This is a genomic window from Pseudomonas sp. S8 (assembly GCF_050473925.1).
GTDB classification, from domain to species: domain Bacteria; phylum Pseudomonadota; class Gammaproteobacteria; order Pseudomonadales; family Pseudomonadaceae; genus Aquipseudomonas; species Aquipseudomonas parakoreensis.
Genome location: NZ_JBFDVZ010000016.1, coordinates 774,368 through 793,444 on the forward strand (window position 1 = coordinate 774,368; position 19,077 = coordinate 793,444).

Annotated in this window: 2 protein-coding genes (1 of these 2 running past the window's edge); both read left to right on the plus strand. The window is 65.2% G+C overall.

Annotation, left to right across the window (positions count from 1 at the left end; genetic code table 11):
- Complete coding sequence (locus tag AB1J88_RS04930) at positions 1 to 13,014, plus strand: amino acid adenylation domain-containing protein (protein WP_430290382.1); 13,014 nt, start codon at positions 1 to 3, stop codon at positions 13,012 to 13,014.
- Positions 13,011 to 19,077, plus strand: the beginning of a protein-coding gene (locus tag AB1J88_RS04935; protein WP_430290383.1) for a non-ribosomal peptide synthase/polyketide synthase. 11,756 nt of this gene lie beyond the right edge of the window; the window shows 6,067 of its 17,823 coding nt (coding positions 1–6,067); the start codon lies at positions 13,011 to 13,013; the stop codon falls past the right edge of the window. The genes AB1J88_RS04930 and AB1J88_RS04935 overlap by 4 nt, the downstream gene beginning before the upstream one ends.

Genomic DNA, 19,077 nt, shown 5'->3' on the forward strand with positions numbered 1-19,077 from the left:
ATGCATTTCAGCGAACTGATGGCTGTTCTTTCCACCCATGCGATCCGCCTTCAACAGGAAGATGAAGACCTGGTCATTCTGGGCAGCGACGACGCGCTGGACGATGCGTTGTGGGACAGCCTCAGCGAACACAAGGCGCAGTTGCTGGAACTGGTCGCGCAAAACGGTGGCGACTGGCTGAGCCCGGCGTTTCGCATCACCCCGGACATGCTGCCGCTGGTGACGCTGGATCAGCCGACCATCGATCGCCTGGTCGCCAAAGTACCCGGCGGCGCCGCCAACCTGCAGGACATTTACCCGCTGGCGCCGCTGCAGGAAGGCATGCTCTATCTGCACGTGTCGGCACCCGCCGGTGACCCCTACGTGTCGCAAGCGCGGTTCGCCTTCGACAGCCGCGAACGTCTGGAGGCCTTCGCCGAGGCGTTGCAGTGGATGATCGAACGCCACGACATTCTGCGGACCTCGTTCGTCTGGGAACGCCTGGACGAACCGCTGCAAGTGGTGCAGCGGCAGGCTCGTCTGCACTGCGAAGAAATCGCCCTCGACCCGGGCGCGGATGTCCTGACGCAACTGCTGGAGCGCCACGACCCACGGTTCTTCCGCCTCGACATCCAGCAGGCGCCGCTGCTGCGTCTGGTGTACGCCATGGATCCGGCCAACGGGCGCGTGGTCGCGCTGTTGCTGTTCCATCACCTGATCATGGACCACGTCGCGCTCGACGTGGTGCGCCGTGAAACCCGCGCGCATCTGCTGGGCCAGACCGCGCAGGTCGGGCCGCCGGTGCCGTACCGTGATCACCTGGCCAAGGCGCGCATGGGCCTGGACGAAAAATCCCATGAAGGGTTTTTCCGCGAGATGCTCGCCGACATCGACGAGCCGACCTTGCCCTGTGGTCTGCAGGATGTGCAGGGCGATGGCCAAGGCATCGAAGAAGCCTTGCTGATGCTCGACACCGATTTCAGCCGGCAACTGCGTGGCCAGGCGCGTCAGCTCGGCGTCAGTGTCGCCAGCCTGATGCACCTGGCGCTGGCGCGGGTGCTCGGCCAGTTGTCCGGGCGCACCGCTGTGGTGTTCGGCACCGTGTTGCTGGGGCGGATGGAGGCGGGTGAGGGCGGCGAACAGGCGCTGGGGATGTTCATCAACACCTTGCCGCTGCGGGTGGATGTCGGGGCGGACGGCGTGCGTGCCGGGGTGCTGGCCACCCATCGACGCCTGACTGCGTTGCTCGGCCATGAACAGACCTCGCTGGCACTGGCCCAACGTTGCAGTGCGGTGGCGGTGCCGACGCCGTTGTTCAGCGCGATCCTCAACTATCGCCACAGCAGCAGCGAAGAGATCGCCGAGGTCAGCGAACTGGCCCCTGGCGTGCAAGTGCTGGGCGCCCGCGAGCGCACCAACTACCCGCTGACGATCAACATCGACGACCTCGGCGAAGACTTGCGCATCAATGCGCTGGCGGATGCGGCGCTGGGTGCCGAACGCATCGCCGCTTACCTGCACACCGCGTTGCACAGCCTGCTGCAGGCCTTGCAATCGACCCCGGATGCACCGCTGCAACGCCTGAATATCCTGCCGGCGGCCGAGCGCGAATACCTGCTGCACGGGGTCAACTCGCCGTTGCCGCAATTCCCGGAAACGCCGTTGATCCATCAGCAGTTCGAAGCGCATGCGGCGGCACGCCCGGAGGCCACAGCGCTGCTGTTCGAGGAGCAGACGCTGAGCTACGGCGAGCTCAACCGCCGCGCCAACCAGCTTGCGCACCACCTGCTGGCGCTGGGGATTCGCCCGGATCAGCGCGTGGCGATCTGTGTCGAGCGCGGCCCGCAAATGCTCATCGGCCTGCTCGGTATCCTCAAGGCGGGCGCCGGTTATGTGCCAATCGACCCGGCGTATCCGCTGGAGCGCATCGCCTACACCCTGCAGGACAGCGCCCCGGTGGCGGTGCTGACCCAGGCCGATACGCTGGATCGGGTTGGCGCGCTCAACGTGCCGAGCATCGATCTGGACAGCGTGCAGTTGCAGGCTGAACTCAGCAGCAATCCGCAGATTCCCGAGCTGAGTCCGAGTCATCTCGCCTACGTGATCTACACCTCGGGCTCCACTGGGCTGCCCAAAGGCGTGATGGTCGAACACCGCAACGTCACGCGCCTGTTTTCCGCGACCCACGACTGGTTCAACTTCAACCCGCAAGATGTGTGGGCGCTGTTCCATTCCTTCGCCTTCGATTTCTCGGTGTGGGAAATCTGGGGCGCGCTGGCGTTCGGCGGCCAGTTGCTGCTGGTGCCGCAGGCCGTCAGCCGCTCACCGGACGACTGCTACGCGCTGCTGTGCCGCACTGGCGTCACCGTGCTCAATCAAACGCCGAGCGCCTTCCGCCAGTTGATCACCGCGCAGGGCCGCAGCCCGCTGCAGCACTCGTTGCGCGAAGTGATCTTCGGCGGCGAAGCGCTGGAACCGGGCCTGCTCAAACCGTGGTACGCGCGGGTCGGCAATGCCGGTACGCGGCTGGTGAACATGTACGGCATCACCGAAACCACGGTGCACGTGACCTATCGGCCACTGGAGGCAGCGGACGCGCTGCTGGTCGGGCGCAGCCCGATCGGTGTGGGCATTCCCGACCTGCAACTGTACGTGCTCGACGCGCAGCGCGAGCCGGTGCCGGCCGGCGTGATCGGCGAGTTGTACGTCGGCGGCGCCGGGGTTGCCCGGGGTTATCTCAATCGTGAAGCGCTGACTGCTGAACGCTTTATCGCCGACCCGTTCAGCGGCCGTGCCGAGGCGCGACTGTACAAGACCGGTGACCTGGCGCGCTGGTCAGCGGATGGCAGCCTCGAATACCTCGGGCGCAACGACGATCAAGTGAAGATCCGTGGTTTCCGCATCGAACTCGGTGAAATCGAAGCTCGCCTGGCAGCCTGCGCCGGTGTGCGCGAAGCGCTGGTGATCGCTCGCGAAGACAGCCCCGGTGACAAGCGTCTGGTCGCCTACTGGCTGGCCGCCGCAGGCACTGAACCGAGCGCCGCGCAATTGCGCGACGCGTTGCTGCAATCGCTGGCCGACTACATGGTGCCAAGCGCGTTTGTGCGCCTCGACGCTTTACCGCTGACCACCAACGGCAAACTCGATCGCAAAGCCTTGCCACAACCGGACAGCGATGCGTTCGCCCGGCGCGGCTTCGAAGCTCCGCTGGGGCCGGTGGAAACCCTGATCGCCGGAATCTGGCAGACCCTGCTCGGTGTCGAGCAGGTCGGGCGGCACGACAATTTCTTCGAGCTCGGCGGTCATTCGCTGTTGGCGGTGAAACTGATCGAACGCATGCGCCAGCACGACTTGCAGTGCGACGTGCGCGTGCTGTTCGGTCAGCCAAGCGTCGCGGCGCTGGCGGCGACCCTGAGTCACCGTCACGCCCTGCGGGTGCCGGACAATCTGATTGCCGCCGATTGCCCGCGCATCACCCCGGACATGCTGCCGCTGGCCACGCTGGATCAGGCCGCCATCGACCGCGTGGTCGCCACTGTGCCCGGCGGCGTCGGCAATGTGCAGGACATTTACGGCTTGGCACCTTTGCAGGCGGGGATCCTCTATCACCATCTGGCGACCAGCGCCGGTGACCCCTACGTGCTGCAGGCGCAATTCGCCTTCGCCGGACTGGCGCAGATCAAGGCCTTCGTCCGTGCGTTGAACGCGGTGATCACACGCCACGACATTCTGCGCACCAGCGTGGTCTGGGAAGGGCTTGAAGAGCCGGTGCAAGTGGTCTGGCGCGAGGCGCCGCTGGCGCTGGAACGGGTCGATGCCGACCTGCTTGAGGGTGATGTGCTGGAGCAGATGCAGGCGCGGTTCGATCCACGGCACTACCGCCTCGACCTGCGCCGGGCGCCGCTGATGCGTCTGGCCTACACCGAAGACCGTGAACAGCAGCGCTGGGTCGGCATCCTGTTGCTGCACCACATCGTCCTCGACCACACCGCACTGGAAGTGCTGCTCGCGGAAATGAACGACAGCCTGTACCCGAGCGGCGCCGATTTGCCGATGCCGGTGCAGTACCGCAACTACGTGGCGCAGGCGCAACAGCAGGCCGATACCCAAGCGCACGAAGCGTTTTTCCGCGACATGCTCGGCGACATCGACGAGTCGACCGTGGCCTTCGGTGTGCAGGACGTGCATGGCGATGGCAGCAGCATCGTCGACAGCGAGCAGGCGCTGGATGCCGGCGTGGCCGAGCGCTTGCGCGAGCAGGCGCGCCGCCTCGGCATCAGCGCCGCCAGTCTGGTGCATCAGGCCTGGGGCCAGGTGCTGGCGCAGGTTTCGGGGCGCGAAGAGGTGGTGTTCGGCACCGTGCTGCTCGGGCGCATGCAGGGCGGCGAGGGCGCCGATCGCGCACTCGGCATGTTCATCAACACCTTGCCGCTGCGGGTCAGCGTCGGCGCGACGGCGGTGGAGCAAGGCGTGCGCGCCACCCATGAGCGACTGGCGCAACTGCTGGCGCATGAGCAGGCCTCGCTGTCGCTGGCCCAGCGTTGCAGCGGTGTTGCCGCGTCGCTGCCGCTGTTCAGCAGCTTGCTCAACTATCGCCACAGCGCGACCAAACCGGCAGGTGTGACCTGGGACGGGATCGAGATTCTCAGCTCGCGCGAGCGCAGCAACTATCCGCTGGTGGTCAGCGTCGATGACCTCGGCACTGGTTTCCGCCTGAGCGTGCAAGCGGTGCCGCAGGTGGATGGTGCGCGGGTCTGCGATTACTTGCAGACCGCGCTGCACAATCTGCTGACGGCGCTGGAGCACAACCCGGCCACACCGCTGCGACAGATTTCGGTGATGTCGCCGAGCGAACGGCAGCGGGTCCTGGTCGGCTTTAACATCAGCGGTCGCGACTTCCCGCCGGCACAAACCGTGCAGCGTTTGTTCGAGGCCCGGGCGGCCGCGCACCCCGAGGCATTGGCGGCGGTGCAAGGTGCGCAGCAGGTGAGCTATGGCGAACTCAATCAGCGGGCCAATCGCCTGGCGCATCACCTGATCGGTCTTGGCGTGCAGCCCGATGACCGGGTGGCCCTGTGCGCCCGGCGCAGTCCGGACATGCTGGTGGCGCTGCTGGCGATTCTCAAGGCCGGCGCCGGTTATGTGCCGGTTGATCCGGCATATCCGCCGGAACGCATCGCCTATCTGTTGCAGGACTGCGCCCCGGTGGCGGTGGTGGCGCAGGCATCGACTCGCGATCTGCTCGGTGGCGTGCCGGTCATCGAACTGGACAACGACCTCTGGCAGCACCTGTCGGATGCCAATCCGCAAGTGCCGGCATTGACGCCGAAGCATCTGGCTTACGTGATCTACACCTCCGGCTCCACCGGTCAACCGAAAGGGGTGATGGTCGAGCACGCGACCCTGGAAAACCTCGTGCACTGGCACGCTGAAGCCTTCGATTTGCGGGCCGGCAGCCAGACCGCGAGCGTCGCCGGCTTCGGTTTCGATGCGATGGCCTGGGAAGTCTGGCCGGCACTGTGTGTCGGCGCGACCTTGCATCTGCCGCCGCCGTCGATCCGCAATGAACATCTGGACGAGTTGCTCGACTGGTGGTGCGCGCAGCCGTTGCAGGTCAGCTTCTTGCCGACACCGGTGGCCGAATATGCGTTCAGCCGGCAGTTGCAGCACCCGACCTTGCGCACGCTGCTGATCGGCGGCGACCGACTGCGTCAGTTCAGTCGCCAACAAACTTTCGCAGTGATCAACAACTATGGCCCGACCGAAGCCACGGTGGTCGCCACCTCGGGGCGGGTCGAGCTGGATCAGCCGCTGCATATCGGCCGCCCGATCGCTAACGCCAAAATCTATGTGCTGGACGCCGAGCAGCGCCCGGTGCCGGTGGGCGTGTCGGGCGAGTTGTATGTCGGCGGGGCGGGCGTGGCGCGCGGTTATCTGAATCGCCCCGAGCTGAGCGCTGCGCAGTTCCTCTTCGATCCGTTCAGCGACGAGCCGCTGGCGCGCATGTACCGCACCGGCGATCAGGCGCGTTGGCTGGCCGACGGCAATATCGAGTACCTGGGGCGCAACGACGATCAGGTCAAACTGCGTGGCGTGCGTATCGAACTCGGTGAAATCGAAGCCGCGCTCGGCACCCACGCGGCGCTGCAAGAGGCGGTGGTGCTGGTTCGCGATGGACGGCTGATTGCGTGGTTCACCGAGCGCACGGCGGTCGATATTCAGCAGTTGCACACGCATTTGCAGGCACGCTTGCCGGATGCGCTGCTGCCGGCGGCTTACGTGCGTCTCGATGCGCTGCCGTTGACCGCCAACGGCAAGATAGACCGCAAGGTCTTGCCGGAGCCGGAGCAGGACGCGTGGCTCAGCCGCGAATATGAAGCGCCACAAGGTGCGGTGGAAACTGCGCTGGCGCAGATCTGGATCGACGTGCTGAACGTCGAGCGCGTCGGTCGTCACGACAACTTCTTCGAACTGGGCGGGCATTCGTTGTTGGCGGTGAGCCTGATCGAACGCATGCGCCAGATCGACCTCGCGGCTGACGTGCGCGTGTTGTTCAATCAGCCGACCCTGGCCGCACTCGCCGCCGCTGTGGGCAGCGGTCGCGAAATTGAAGTGCCGGCCAACCGCATCCCGCCGGGTTGCACCCGCATCACCCCGGACATGCTCAGCCTGACCGAGCTCGATCAGGCCAGCATCGAGCGCATCGTCGCCACCGTGCCCGGTGGCGCGGCCAATGTGCAGGACATTTATCCGCTGGCACCGTTGCAGGAAGGCATTCTTTACCACCACTTGAGCGCCGAACAGGGCGATCCGTATCTGCTGCAATCGCGGTTGATCTTCGACAGCGTGGAGCGTCTGCGCACCTTCAGCCGAGCCTTGCAGCATGTCGTCGCCCGTCACGACATTCTGCGCACCAGCGTGGTCTGGGAAGGCTTGCCGAGTTCGCATCAGGTGGTGTGGCGCGAGGCGCCGCTGGTGGTGCAGGCGGTGCCGCTGGATCCGGCGCAGGGCGACGTTCTTGAACAGTTGCACGCGCGCTTCGATGCCCGGCACAACCGCCTCGACCTGAGCCAGGCGCCGCTGATGCGCATCGTCTACGCCGAAGACCCGGCGCAGCAACGGGTGGTGGCGATCATCCTGTTCCAGCACTTGATCCTCGACCACACCGCCATGGAAGTGGTGGGCCAAGAGATGCGCGCGTTCATGTTCGATCAGGCCGACCGCCTCGGCACGCCGATGCCGTACCGAAACTACGTGGCGCAGGCGCGTCTGGGGGCCAGCGAGCAGGAGCACGAAACGTTCTTCCGCGACATGCTTGGCGATATCGATGAACCGACCCTGCCGTTCGGTCTGCATGACGTGCAAGGCGATGGCGGCGACATCGAGGAGGCGCAGCAAGCCGTCGATGCCGGGCTGACCCTGCGCCTGCGAGAACAGGCGCGGCAGTTGGGTGTCAGCCCGGCGAGCCTGATGCACCTGGCCTGGGCGCAGGTGCTGGGGGTACTTGCCAACCGCCGCGACGTGGTGTTCGGCACGGTGCTGTTGGGTCGCTTGCAGGGCGGCGAGGGCGCGGATCGCACCCTGGGCGTGTTCATCAACACCTTGCCGCTGCGGGTGGATGTCAGCGAAGGCGTGCGCGCTGCGGTCAAGACTACCCACGCACGACTGACCGCGCTGCTGGCCCATGAACACGCGCCACTGGCGCTGGCCCAGCGCTGCAGCGCGGTGTCCGGCGCGCCGCTGTTCAGCGCACTGCTCAACTACCGGCATACCGTCGCCGAGGCGCAGCCGCGTGACGGTCAGGGCATCTGGGAAGGCGTGCAATTGCTCGGCGGCGAAGAGCGCAGCAACTATCCGCTGACCCTCAGCGTCGACGATCTCGGCGCAGACTTTTCCCTGTCCGTGCTGGCGTTGACGCAGATCGGCGCGCAACGCATCTGCAGCTACATGCACACCGCGCTGGAGCATCTGCTGCACGCACTGGAGCAGGCGCCACAGCGTCCGCTCAACCGTTTGCCGATTCTCTCGGTCGATGAATACGAGCGCTTGCTGGTCGGTTTCAATCCGACCGCAGCGGCCTATCCGCGCGGTGCAACGATTCAGACACTGGTGCAAGTGCAGGCCGCGCAGCAGCCGCAGGCACTGGCGGTGGTGCAGGGCACGCAACAGCTGACCTATGCGCAACTCAATCAGCAGGCCAATCGCTTGGCACATCACTTGCTCGGCCTCGGCGTGCAGCCGGACGACCGGATTGCCGTGTGCCTGCCACGCAGCCCGCAGATGCTGGTGGCGCTGCTGGCGATTCTCAAGGCTGGCGCCGGTTATGTGCCGGTCGACCCGGCGTATCCGGCGGAGCGCATCGCCTACCTGTTGCAGGATAGCGATCCGGTGGCGGTGCTGGCGCAGGGCTCGACCCGCGAGCTGCTGGGCCGGGTGCCGGTGATCGATCTGGATCAGAACCTCTGGCAGCACCTGGCGGAGACAGATCCACAACTGCCGACGCTGACCCCGGCGCATCTGGCTTACGTGATCTACACCTCGGGTTCGACCGGCCAGCCGAAAGGCGTGATGGTCGAACACGCGACCCTGGAAAACCTTGTGCACTGGCACTGCGAGGCGTTCGACCTGCATGCCGGCAGCCACACCGCCAGCGTCGCCGGTTGCGGTTTCGACGCGATGGCCTGGGAAGTCTGGCCGGCGCTGTGTGTCGGCGCGACCCTGCACCTGCCGCCGCCGTCGATCAGCAACGAACACCTCGATGAGCTGCTCGACTGGTGGCGCGCACAGCCGTTGCAGGTGAGCTTCCTGCCGACGCCGATTGCCGAATACGCCTTCAGTCGTGAGCTGGCGCATCCGACCTTGCGTACGCTGTTGATCGGGGGCGACAAGTTGCGCCAGTTCCCGCGTGAGCAGACCTTTGCCGTGATCAACAACTACGGCCCGACCGAGGCTACGGTGGTCGCGACTTCCGGGCAAATCCGTGCCAGGCAATTGCTGCACATCGGCCGGCCAATGAGCAACGCCAGGGTTTACTTGCTCGATGAACAGCAACGCCCGGTGCCGGTTGGCGTGGCGGGCGAGTTGTACGTCGGTGGCGCGGGTGTCGCCCGTGGTTATTTGAACCGTCCCGAGCTGACCGCCGAACGCTTCCTCGAAGACCCGTTCAGTGACGAACCGCAGGCGCGCATGTACCGCACCGGCGACCTCGCGCGCTGGCTGGCTGACGGCAATATCGAGTACCTGGGGCGTAACGACGATCAGGTCAAACTGCGCGGCGTGCGGGTGGAGCTGGGTGAAATCGAAGCCGCGCTGTCCAGCCATGCGGCGGTGCAGGACGCGGTGGTGCTGGTGCGCGAGGCGCGGTTGATCGCCTGGTTCACTGCCCGCGCAGCGGTCGATATCGAAGAGCTGCGTGCGCATCTGCAAGCGCGTCTGCCGCAGGCACTGGTGCCGGCAGCCTACGTCCGGCTTGAGGCGCTGCCGCTGACCGCCAACGGCAAACTCGACCGCAAGGCCTTGCCCGAACCGGATCAGGACGCCTGGCTCAGCCGCGAATACGCAGCGCCGCAAGAGCCGGTGGAAACTGCGCTGGCGCAGGTCTGGGCCGAGGTGCTGCAGGTCGAACAGGTCGGACGTCACGACAACTTCTTCGAACTGGGCGGGCATTCGTTGCTGGCGGTGACCCTGATCGAGCGCATGCGTCAGCTCGGCCTGAGCACCGACGTGCGCGTACTGTTCAGTCAGCCAACCCTTGCCGCGCTGGCCGCCGCCGTCGGCAGCGGTCGCGAAGTTGCGGTGCCGGCCAACCTGATTCCGCACGGTTGCACGCACATCACTCCAGACATGCTGACGCTGGTGCAACTGGATCAGCCAGCCATTGAGCGCGTGGTTGCCACGGTGCCAGGCGGTGCCGCCAACGTGCAGGATATTTATCCGCTGGCCCCGTTGCAGGAAGGCATCCTTTATCACCACTTGAGCGCCGCGCAGGGCGATCCATACCTGCTGCAATCGCGCCTGGCATTCGACAGCCTTGAACGCTTGCAGGCCTTTGCCGCTGCGCTGCGCCTGGTCATGACTCGCCATGACATCCTGCGCACCGGAGTGGTCTGGGAAGGGCTGGCGACGCCGGTGCAAGTGGTCTGGCGTGAAGCCGAGCTGCCGCTTCAGGAGGTTGCATTCGATCCGGCGGGCGGTGATGTTCTGGCGCAGTTGTATGAGCGTTTCGACGCGCGTCATTACCGCATCGACCTCAGTCAGGCGCCGCTGATTCGCCTGGTGTACGCGCAGGATCCGGCCAACCAGCGGGTGGTCGCCATGCTGCTGTTCCATCACATCGCCATGGACCACACGGCGCTGGCCGTGGTGCAGGAGGAAATGCAAGCGATCCTCTTTGGTCACGACGAAGCACTGCTGACGGCCGTGCCGTATCGCAACTACGTGGCGCAGACCCGGCTGGGTGTCAGCGAGCAGGAACACGAAGCGTTCTTCCGCGCGATGCTCGGCGAGATCGACGAGCCAACGCTGCCGTTCGGTCTACTGGACGTGCACGGTGACGGCCATGATATCGAAGAAGTCCGTCAGCGCGTGCCCGAAGCCTTGGCGCGGCGCCTGCGCAGCCAGGCGCGGCAGATGGGCGTGAGCGTCGCGAGCCTGTTCCATCTGGCGTTTGCTCAGGTATTGGCGGCAACCTCCGGACATGAGCGCGTGGTGTTCGGCACCGTGCTGCTTGGGCGGATGCAGGGCGGTACCGGCGCTGATCGAGGTCTGGGAATGTTCATCAACACGCTGCCGCTGCGGGTGGATCTGGGCGATGTTTCGGTGCGTGCCGGGGTGCGCGCCACCCATGCGCAACTGACCGCATTGCTCGGCCATGAACATGCGTCACTGGCATTGGCCCAGCGTTGCAGCGGGGTCGCCGCGCCGTCGCCGCTGTTCAGCGCCATGCTCAACTACCGGCACAGCGTCAGCGAGGAACAGTTGCAGGCCAATCGTCTCGCCTGGCAAGGCATCGAAAACCTGTCCAGCGAGGAGCGCACCAACTATCCGCTGAGCTTCAACGTCGATGACCTGGGGCAGGGCTTTGACCTTACGGCGATGACCCCTTCACAGATTGGCGCGGCGCGGGTGTGTGGCTACATGCAGCAGGCGTTGGCGGGGCTGGTCGAAGCGCTGGAGCAGACACCGCAGCAGGCCCTGAATCGCCTGCCGGTGCTGGCGGATGCCGAGCGCCAGCAGTTGCTGTTCGGCCTCAATGCCACGGACGTCGATTACGACCTTAAGCAGACCATTCACGCCTTGTTCGAGGCGCAAGTGGCGCGCTCGCCGCAGGCAACGGCGATGGTTGCTGATGAACAACCACTGACGTATGCCGAACTCAATGCCCGGGCCAATCAACTGGCGCGGCATCTGCGTGAATTGGGCGTAGGGCCGGATGCGCGGGTGGCGATCTGCGTCGAGCGTGGTCTGGATATGGTGGTCGGGCTGCTGGCGATCCTCAAGGCCGGTGGCGGTTATGTGCCGCTGGATCCGGCGTATCCGCTGGAGCGTCTGACCTACATGCTGGAGGACAGCGCGCCGCTGGCGGTGCTGGTGCAGGGAACGACGCGCTCGTTGCTCGGTGACGTTGGCGTGCCGGTGATCGACCTGGATCAGCCGCATTGGCAAGCGCTGCCGACAGACAATCTTGCGATAGCCGAACTGGCCCCGCAGCACACCGCGTACGTGATCTACACCTCCGGTTCCACTGGCCAACCGAAAGGCGTGATCAACGAACACAGCGGGGTAGTCAACCGCCTGCTGTGGATGCAGGACGCTTACCAACTGAGTTCCACTGACACGGTGCTGCAAAAGACCCCGTTCAGCTTCGACGTCTCGGTCTGGGAGTTCTTCTGGCCGTTGATGACTGGCGCCCGACTGGTCATGGCCCGGCCCGAGGGGCACAAGGATCCGCAGTACCTCAGCGAAATCATCGAACGCGAACACATCACCACGCTGCACTTTGTTCCGTCGATGCTCGACGTGTTTCTCGCTCACGCTGACACCGCACGTTGCAGCAGTCTGCGGCAAGTGATGTGCAGCGGCGAAGCGTTGCCGGGCAGCGTGGTGCGGCGCTTCAAACAGCAACTGCCGGACAGCGAACTGCACAACCTCTACGGCCCGACCGAGGCCGCGGTGGACGTAACGGCGTGGAACTGCGCCGGGCCGTTGGAAAACACCCCGGACAACACACCGATCGGCAAACCGATCGCCAACACCCGCATGTACATCCTCGATGCCCAGCAACAACCGGTGCCGCACGGCGTGGTCGGCGAGCTGTACATCGGTGGCGTGCAGGTGGCGCGCGGTTATCTGAATCGCCCGGAACTGAACGCCGAACGCTTCCTCACCGATCCGTTCCAGTCCAATGGGCGGATGTACCGCACCGGCGACGTCGCCCGCTATCTGCCGGACGGCAATATCGAATACCTGGGCCGCAACGACGATCAGGTGAAGATCCGTGGTTTGCGCATTGAACTCGGCGAGATTCAGGCGCGCCTGACCCAGGTCGACGGCATTCAGGAAGCCGCCGTGCTCGCCCGCGAAGATGCATCCGGCGACAAGCGTCTGGTGGCGTACTACACCGGGGCACGCCTGGAAATCGACGTGCTGCGCAGCCACTTGCTGGAGCATCTGCCGGACTACATGGTGCCTGCGCTGTTCGTGCATCTCGATGCATTGCCGCTGAGCCCCAACGGCAAACTCGACCGCAAGGCGCTGCCGGCCCCGGATCAGGCCGCATTGCCGGTGCGCGAATACGAAGCCCCGGTCGGCGAAGTCGAAATCACCCTGGCACGGCTCTGGGCCGAGTTGCTCAACGTCGAGCGGGTAGGGCGCCACGATCATTTCTTTGAACTGGGTGGGCACTCGCTGCTGGCGGTCAGTCTGATCGGCCGCTTGCGTCAGGAAGGCATGGAAGCCGATGTCAGGTCGCTGTTCGAACATCCGACCCTGGCCGGCTACGCCGCAATTACCGAACGAATGGAGATCGTCCTGTGAACGTGATCGAACTGTTGGCCACATTGAAGGCCAAGGATATTCAGCTGGCGGTCGCGGACGACCAATTGCGGGTCAATGGCAACAAGCAGGCGTTGAACGACCCGGCGTTGCTGGCGCTGTTGCGCGAGCACAAACCGGCGCTGATCGAACTGATCAAGGCCGGGCAGTACTCGGCCAGCAAGCACGGCCAGGTCGAGGTGCCGGCCAACGGCATCGTTGCGGGCACCACGCACATCACCCCGGCGATGCTGACGCTGGTCGAGCTCGACCAAACCACCATCGACCACCTCGTCGCACAAGTCCCTGGCGGCGCGGCCAACGTGCAGGACATCTACCCGCTGGCGCCGCTGCAGGAAGGCATCCTGTATCACCACGTGAGTGGCGGTGACGGTGATCCGTATGTCATGCAATCGCATTTCGCCTTTGCCAGCCGCGAGCGTTTTCAAGCGTTCGCTCAAGCGCTGCAAAGCGTGATCGATCGCCATGACATTCTGCGCACCGCTGTGCATTGGGCAGGGCTGGATGCGCCGGTGCAGGTGGTCTGGCGCCGGGCCGAACTGCCGGTGGAAGACGTGACGCTGCCAGATGCCGCCAACGACGTTCTGGCGTTTCTGCATGAGCGCTTCGACGCCCGGCACTTCCGCCTCGACGTGACCCAGGCGCCGCTGATGCGTCTGGCCCACGCGTGGGATGAAGCGGGGCAGCGGGTGATCGCCACGTTGTTGTTCCATCACATGGCGCTCGACCACTCGGCCCTCGACGTGGTGCGCCACGAAATGCGCGCCTGCCTCACCGGGCAGCGTGAACGGCTCGGGCGCCCGGTGCCGTTTCGCAACTACGTGGCGCAGGCGCGTCTGGGCGTCAGCGAGGCCGAGCACGAGGCGTTCTTCCGCGAGATGCTCAGCGACATCGACGAACCGACGCTGCCTTACGGCCTGCAGGACGTGCAGGGTGACGGCAGCGAAATCGTCGAACTCAGCGTGCCGGTCGCGGCGCTATTGGGCCAGCGTTTGCGGGCGCAGGCGCGGTCGCTCGGCGTCAGTGTCGCCAGCCTGTTCCATCTCGGCTGGGCGCAGGTGCTGGCCGCGCTGACCGGCAAGCAGCAAGTGGTGTTCGGCACCGTGCTGATGGGCCGTATGCAAGGCGCCGAAGCGATTGACCGGGCGCTGGGGATTTTCATCAACACCTTGCCGTTGCGGGTGAACATCGACGGGCAGGACGTGCGCGCGGCGGTCAACGCCACCCACGCCCGGTTGACCACGCTGATGCGTCACGAACACGCACCGCTGGCCCTGGCTCAGCGCTGCAGTCACGTGGTGGCGCCGACGCCGCTGTTCAGCACGCTGCTCAATTATCGCCACAGCCACAACGTCGCCACCGCCAGCGCCGAAACCCTCGCGGCGTGGGACGGTATCTCCACGTTGCACTCCGAAGAGCGCAGCAACTATCCGCTGACCCTGAGTGTCGATGACCTCGGTGACGCCTTCAGCCTGACCCTGCTGGCCAGCACCCAGACCGATCCGCAGCGTATCTGCGACTACCTGCACTGCGCGCTGGAAAACCTCGTGCTTGCGCTGGAGCAGGCGCCGCAGACACCGGTCAATCAACTGCCGATCCTGCCGGCGGCGGAGCTTGCGCAGGTGCTGCTCGACTTCAATGCCACCCATGTGGATTTCCCGACGGCACAGACCCTCCAGCAACGTTTCGAGGCGCAGGTGGCCGAGCGGCCTGAGGCGCTGGCGGCAGTGTTTGCCGATGCGCATTTGACCTACGCCGAACTCAACCGTCAGGCCAACGCTTTGGCGCATCACCTGATCGGCCTGGGCGTGAAACCGGATGACCGCGTGGCGATCGTCGCCCGCCGTGGGCTGGACACCCTGGTCGGACTGGTGGCGATCCTCAAGGCCGGCGCCGGTTATGTGCCGATTGATCCGGCGCATCCGGCCGAGCGTTTGAACTACCTGCTCGACGACAGCGCGCCAGTCGCCGTACTGACTCAAAGCCATCTGCGCGAGCGACTGCCGGCGCTAAACGTGCCGGTGCTCGAACTCGACCGCTGCAACTGGCCGCAGGGCGTGACCCATAATCCGCGCGTTCCCGGCCTGAGTACCGAAAACCTGGCCTATGTGATCTACACCTCCGGCTCCACTGGTTTGCCCAAAGGCGTGATGGTCGAGCATCACACCTTGAGCAATCTGGTCGACTGGCACTGCACCGCGTTCGACCTGTGTGCCGGGCGTCACACCTCAAGCCTGGCCGGGTTCGGCTTCGATGCGATGGCCTGGGAGGTCTGGCCGGCGTTGTGTGCGGGCGCGACCCTGCATCTGGCGCCGACTCACGAGGGCGGCGAAGACATCGATGCCTTGCTCGCGTGGTGGTGCGCGCAGCCGCTGGACGTGAGCTTCCTGCCGACCCCGGTGGCCGAATACGCCTTCAGCCAGAACCTCGAACACCCGACCCTGCGCACGTTGTTGATCGGCGGCGACCGTTTGCGGCAGTTCAATCGCAACCAGCATTTCGACGTGATCAACAACTACGGCCCGACCGAGGCCACAGTGGTCGCGACCTCAGGTTTGGTGCAAAGCGGCGACGCGCTGCACATCGGTAAACCGCTGAGCAATGCCACGGTGTACCTGCTCGACGAACAGCAGCGCCCGGTGCCGCTTGGCGTGGCGGGCGAGTTGTACGTTGGCGGTGCCGGGGTTGCCCGTGGCTACCTGAATCGCCCGGACATGACTGCCGAACGCTTTCTGCGTGACCCGTTCAGCCGCGCGCCGAACGCGCGGATGTACCGCACCGGCGACCTTGCACGCTGGCGCGAGGACGGCAACATCGAGTACCTGGGGCGCAACGACGATCAGGTGAAAATCCGTGGCGTGCGCATCGAATTGGGCGAGATCGAAACCTGCCTCAACCAGTTGCCGGGGATTCAGGAAGCGGTGCTGCTGGCCCGCGAAGATCAACCCGGCCAGCCGCGCCTGGTGGCCTACTTCACCGAGCAGCCGCAGGTCGAAGCGCTGCCGGTGGGCGAGTTGCGCGCGCAATTGCTCAGCCGTTTGCCGGAGTACATGGTGCCGACCGCGTTCGTCAAACTCGCTGCGCTGCCGTTGACCGCCAACGGCAAGGTCGACCGCAAGGCTTTGCCGGCGCCGGATCTGGCAGCGCTGTTCACCCGCGAGTACGCGGCGCCCGAAGGCGAGGTGGAAACCGCGCTGGCGCAGATCTGGGCCGACGTGCTGCAGGTCGAGCGGGTTGGGCGCCAGGATCACTTTTTCGAACTCGGCGGGCATTCGTTGCTGGCGATGCGCATGGTCTCGCAAGTGCGCCAACGTCTGGGTGTCGAGCTGGCGCTGAGCGATCTGTTTGCCAACGCCGAACTGGCGGCGGTCGCGGCAGTGCTGAACGAGGCCGGACGCTGTGCGCAACCGCAGATCGTGCCGGTCCCGCGTGACGGCGCGTTGCCGCTGTCGTTCGCCCAACAACGCCTGTGGTTCCTCGCGCAAATGGAAGGCGCCAACACCGCCTACAACATTCCCGTGGCCCTGCGGCTGCGTGGCCGTCTCGACGACGCGGCGCTGCAACGCGCGCTGGCGCGCATTGTGGCCCGCCACGAAACCCTGCGCAGCCGCTTCGCCCAATTCAACGACGAAGCGCAAGTGCTGATCGCCCCGGTGGACACCGGTCTGCTGCTGCGTGTCGAGGACCTGCGCCAGCACCCGCAACCCGAGGAAACCCTGCAGGCGCTGATTCAGGGCGAAGCCTCCGGGCCGTTCGACTTGCAGGACGATCCGTTGATTCGCGGGCGACTGGTGCGGTTGGCCGAAGATCACCATGTGCTGTTGCTGACCCTGCACCACATCATCTCTGACGGCTGGTCGATGGGTGTTTTGACCCGTGAACTGATGGCGCTGTATCAGGCGTTCAGTCACGGCCAGCCGGATCCACTGCCGCCGCTGGCGCTGCAATACACCGACTACGCGGTGTGGCAGCGGCGCTGGCTCAGCGGCGAGGTGCTGCAACGCCAGAGCGAATATTGGCAACGGACCCTCGCTGGCGCCCCGGCGCTGTTGATGCTGCCGACCGATCGGCCGCGTCCGGCGCAGCAGGACTATGCCGGCAGCAGCGTTGCCGTCGTGCTCGACGAACGCTTGAGCGCCGGGCTCAAAGCCTTGGGCCAGCGCCACGGCGTGACCCTGTACATGACGCTGATGAGTGCCTGGGCGATGCTGCTCAGCCGCTTGTCCGGACAGGCGGAAGTGGTGATCGGTTCGCCAGTGGCCAACCGCACCCGCGCCGAGATCGAAGGCCTGATCGGCATGTTCGTCAACACCCTGGCCCTGCGCATCGACACCTCGGGCGAGCTGAGCGTCGAAGCGCTGCTGGCGCGGGTCAAGGCGCAAACCCTGCAAGCGCAGGCGCATCAGGATCTGCCGTTCGAGCAAGTGGTGGAAATCACCCGGCCGGTGCGCAGCCTGGCGCACAGCCCGTTGTTCCAGACCTTGCTCAGTTGGGATGGTCTCGAAAGCCCGGCGCTGGCCCTCGGCGAACTGACGCTGGAAGGCGTGGCCGAGCCGAGCCACTTCGCCAAGTTCGACCTGTCGCTGAGCCTGAGTGAGTCCAACGGCATCATTCGCGGATCGCTGGAATACGCCACGGCGTTGTTCGACCAGAGCACGGTCGAGCGCTTCGTCGGTTACTTCAAGCGCTTGTTGCAGGCGATGGTCGGCAATGATCAGGCGCTGCTGGAACAGGCGCCGCTGCTGGCGGAGGAGGAACAGCAGCGTTTGTTGGTCGAGTTCAATGCCACGGCGGTCGATTACAACCTTGATCAGACCATTCACGGATTGTTCGAGGCGCAAGTGGTGCGCTCGCCGCAGGCACCCGCCGTGGTCGCTGATGAACAGCCACTGACTTATGCCGAACTCAACGCCCGGGCCAATCAACTGGCGCGGCATCTGCGTGAATCGGGCGTAGGGCCGGATGCGCGGGTGGCGATCTGCGTCGAGCGTGGTCTGGACATGGTGGTCGGGCTGCTGGCGATCCTCAAGGCCGGCGGCGGTTATGTGCCGCTGGATCCGGCGTATCCGCTGGAGCGTCTGGCCTACATGCTGGAGGACAGCGCGCCGCTGGCGGTGCTGGTGCAGGGTTCGACGCGTTCGTTGCTCGGTGACGTTTCGGTGCCGGTGATCGACCTGGATCAGCCGCACTGGCAGTCGCTGCCAACGGAAAACCTGCATGTCAATGAGCTGACCCCGAATCACACCGCGTACGTGATCTACACCTCCGGCTCCACCGGCCAACCAAAAGGCGTGATCAACGAACATCGCGGGGTGGTCAACCGCCTGCTGTGGATGCAGGACGCCTATCAACTGACCGCCAGCGACACGGTGTTGCAGAAAACCCCGTTCAGCTTCGACGTCTCGGTCTGGGAGTTTTTCTGGCCGTTGATGACTGGCGCCCGCTTGGTCATGGCCCGACCTGAGGGGCACAAGGATCCGCAATACCTCAGCGAAATCATCGAACGCGAACACATCACCACGCTGCACTTCGTACCGTCGATGCTCGACGTCTTTCTCGCCCACGCCGAAACCGCACGCTGCACCAGCCTGCGGCAAGTCATGTGCAGCGGCGAAGCGTTGCCGGGCAGCGTGGTGCGGCGCTTCAAACAGCAACTGCCGGGCAGCGAACTGCACAACCTCTACGGCCCGACCGAAGCCGCAGTGGACGTGACCGCGTGGAACTGCGCCGGGCCGCTGGAAAGCACACCGGACAACACGCCGATCGGCAAACCGATTGCCAATACCAGGATGTACATCCTCGATGCCCAGCTACAACCGGTGCCGCACGGCGTGGTCGGCGAGCTGTACATCGGTGGCGTACAGGTGGCGCGCGGTTATCTGAACCGTCCGCAGCTGAACGCCGAACGCTTCCTCGACGATCCGTTCCAAGCCAATGGGCGGATGTACCGCACTGGCGACGTCGCCCGTTATCTGGCGGACGGCAATATCGAATACCTCGGTCGCAACGACGATCAGGTGAAGATCCGTGGTTTGCGCATCGAAC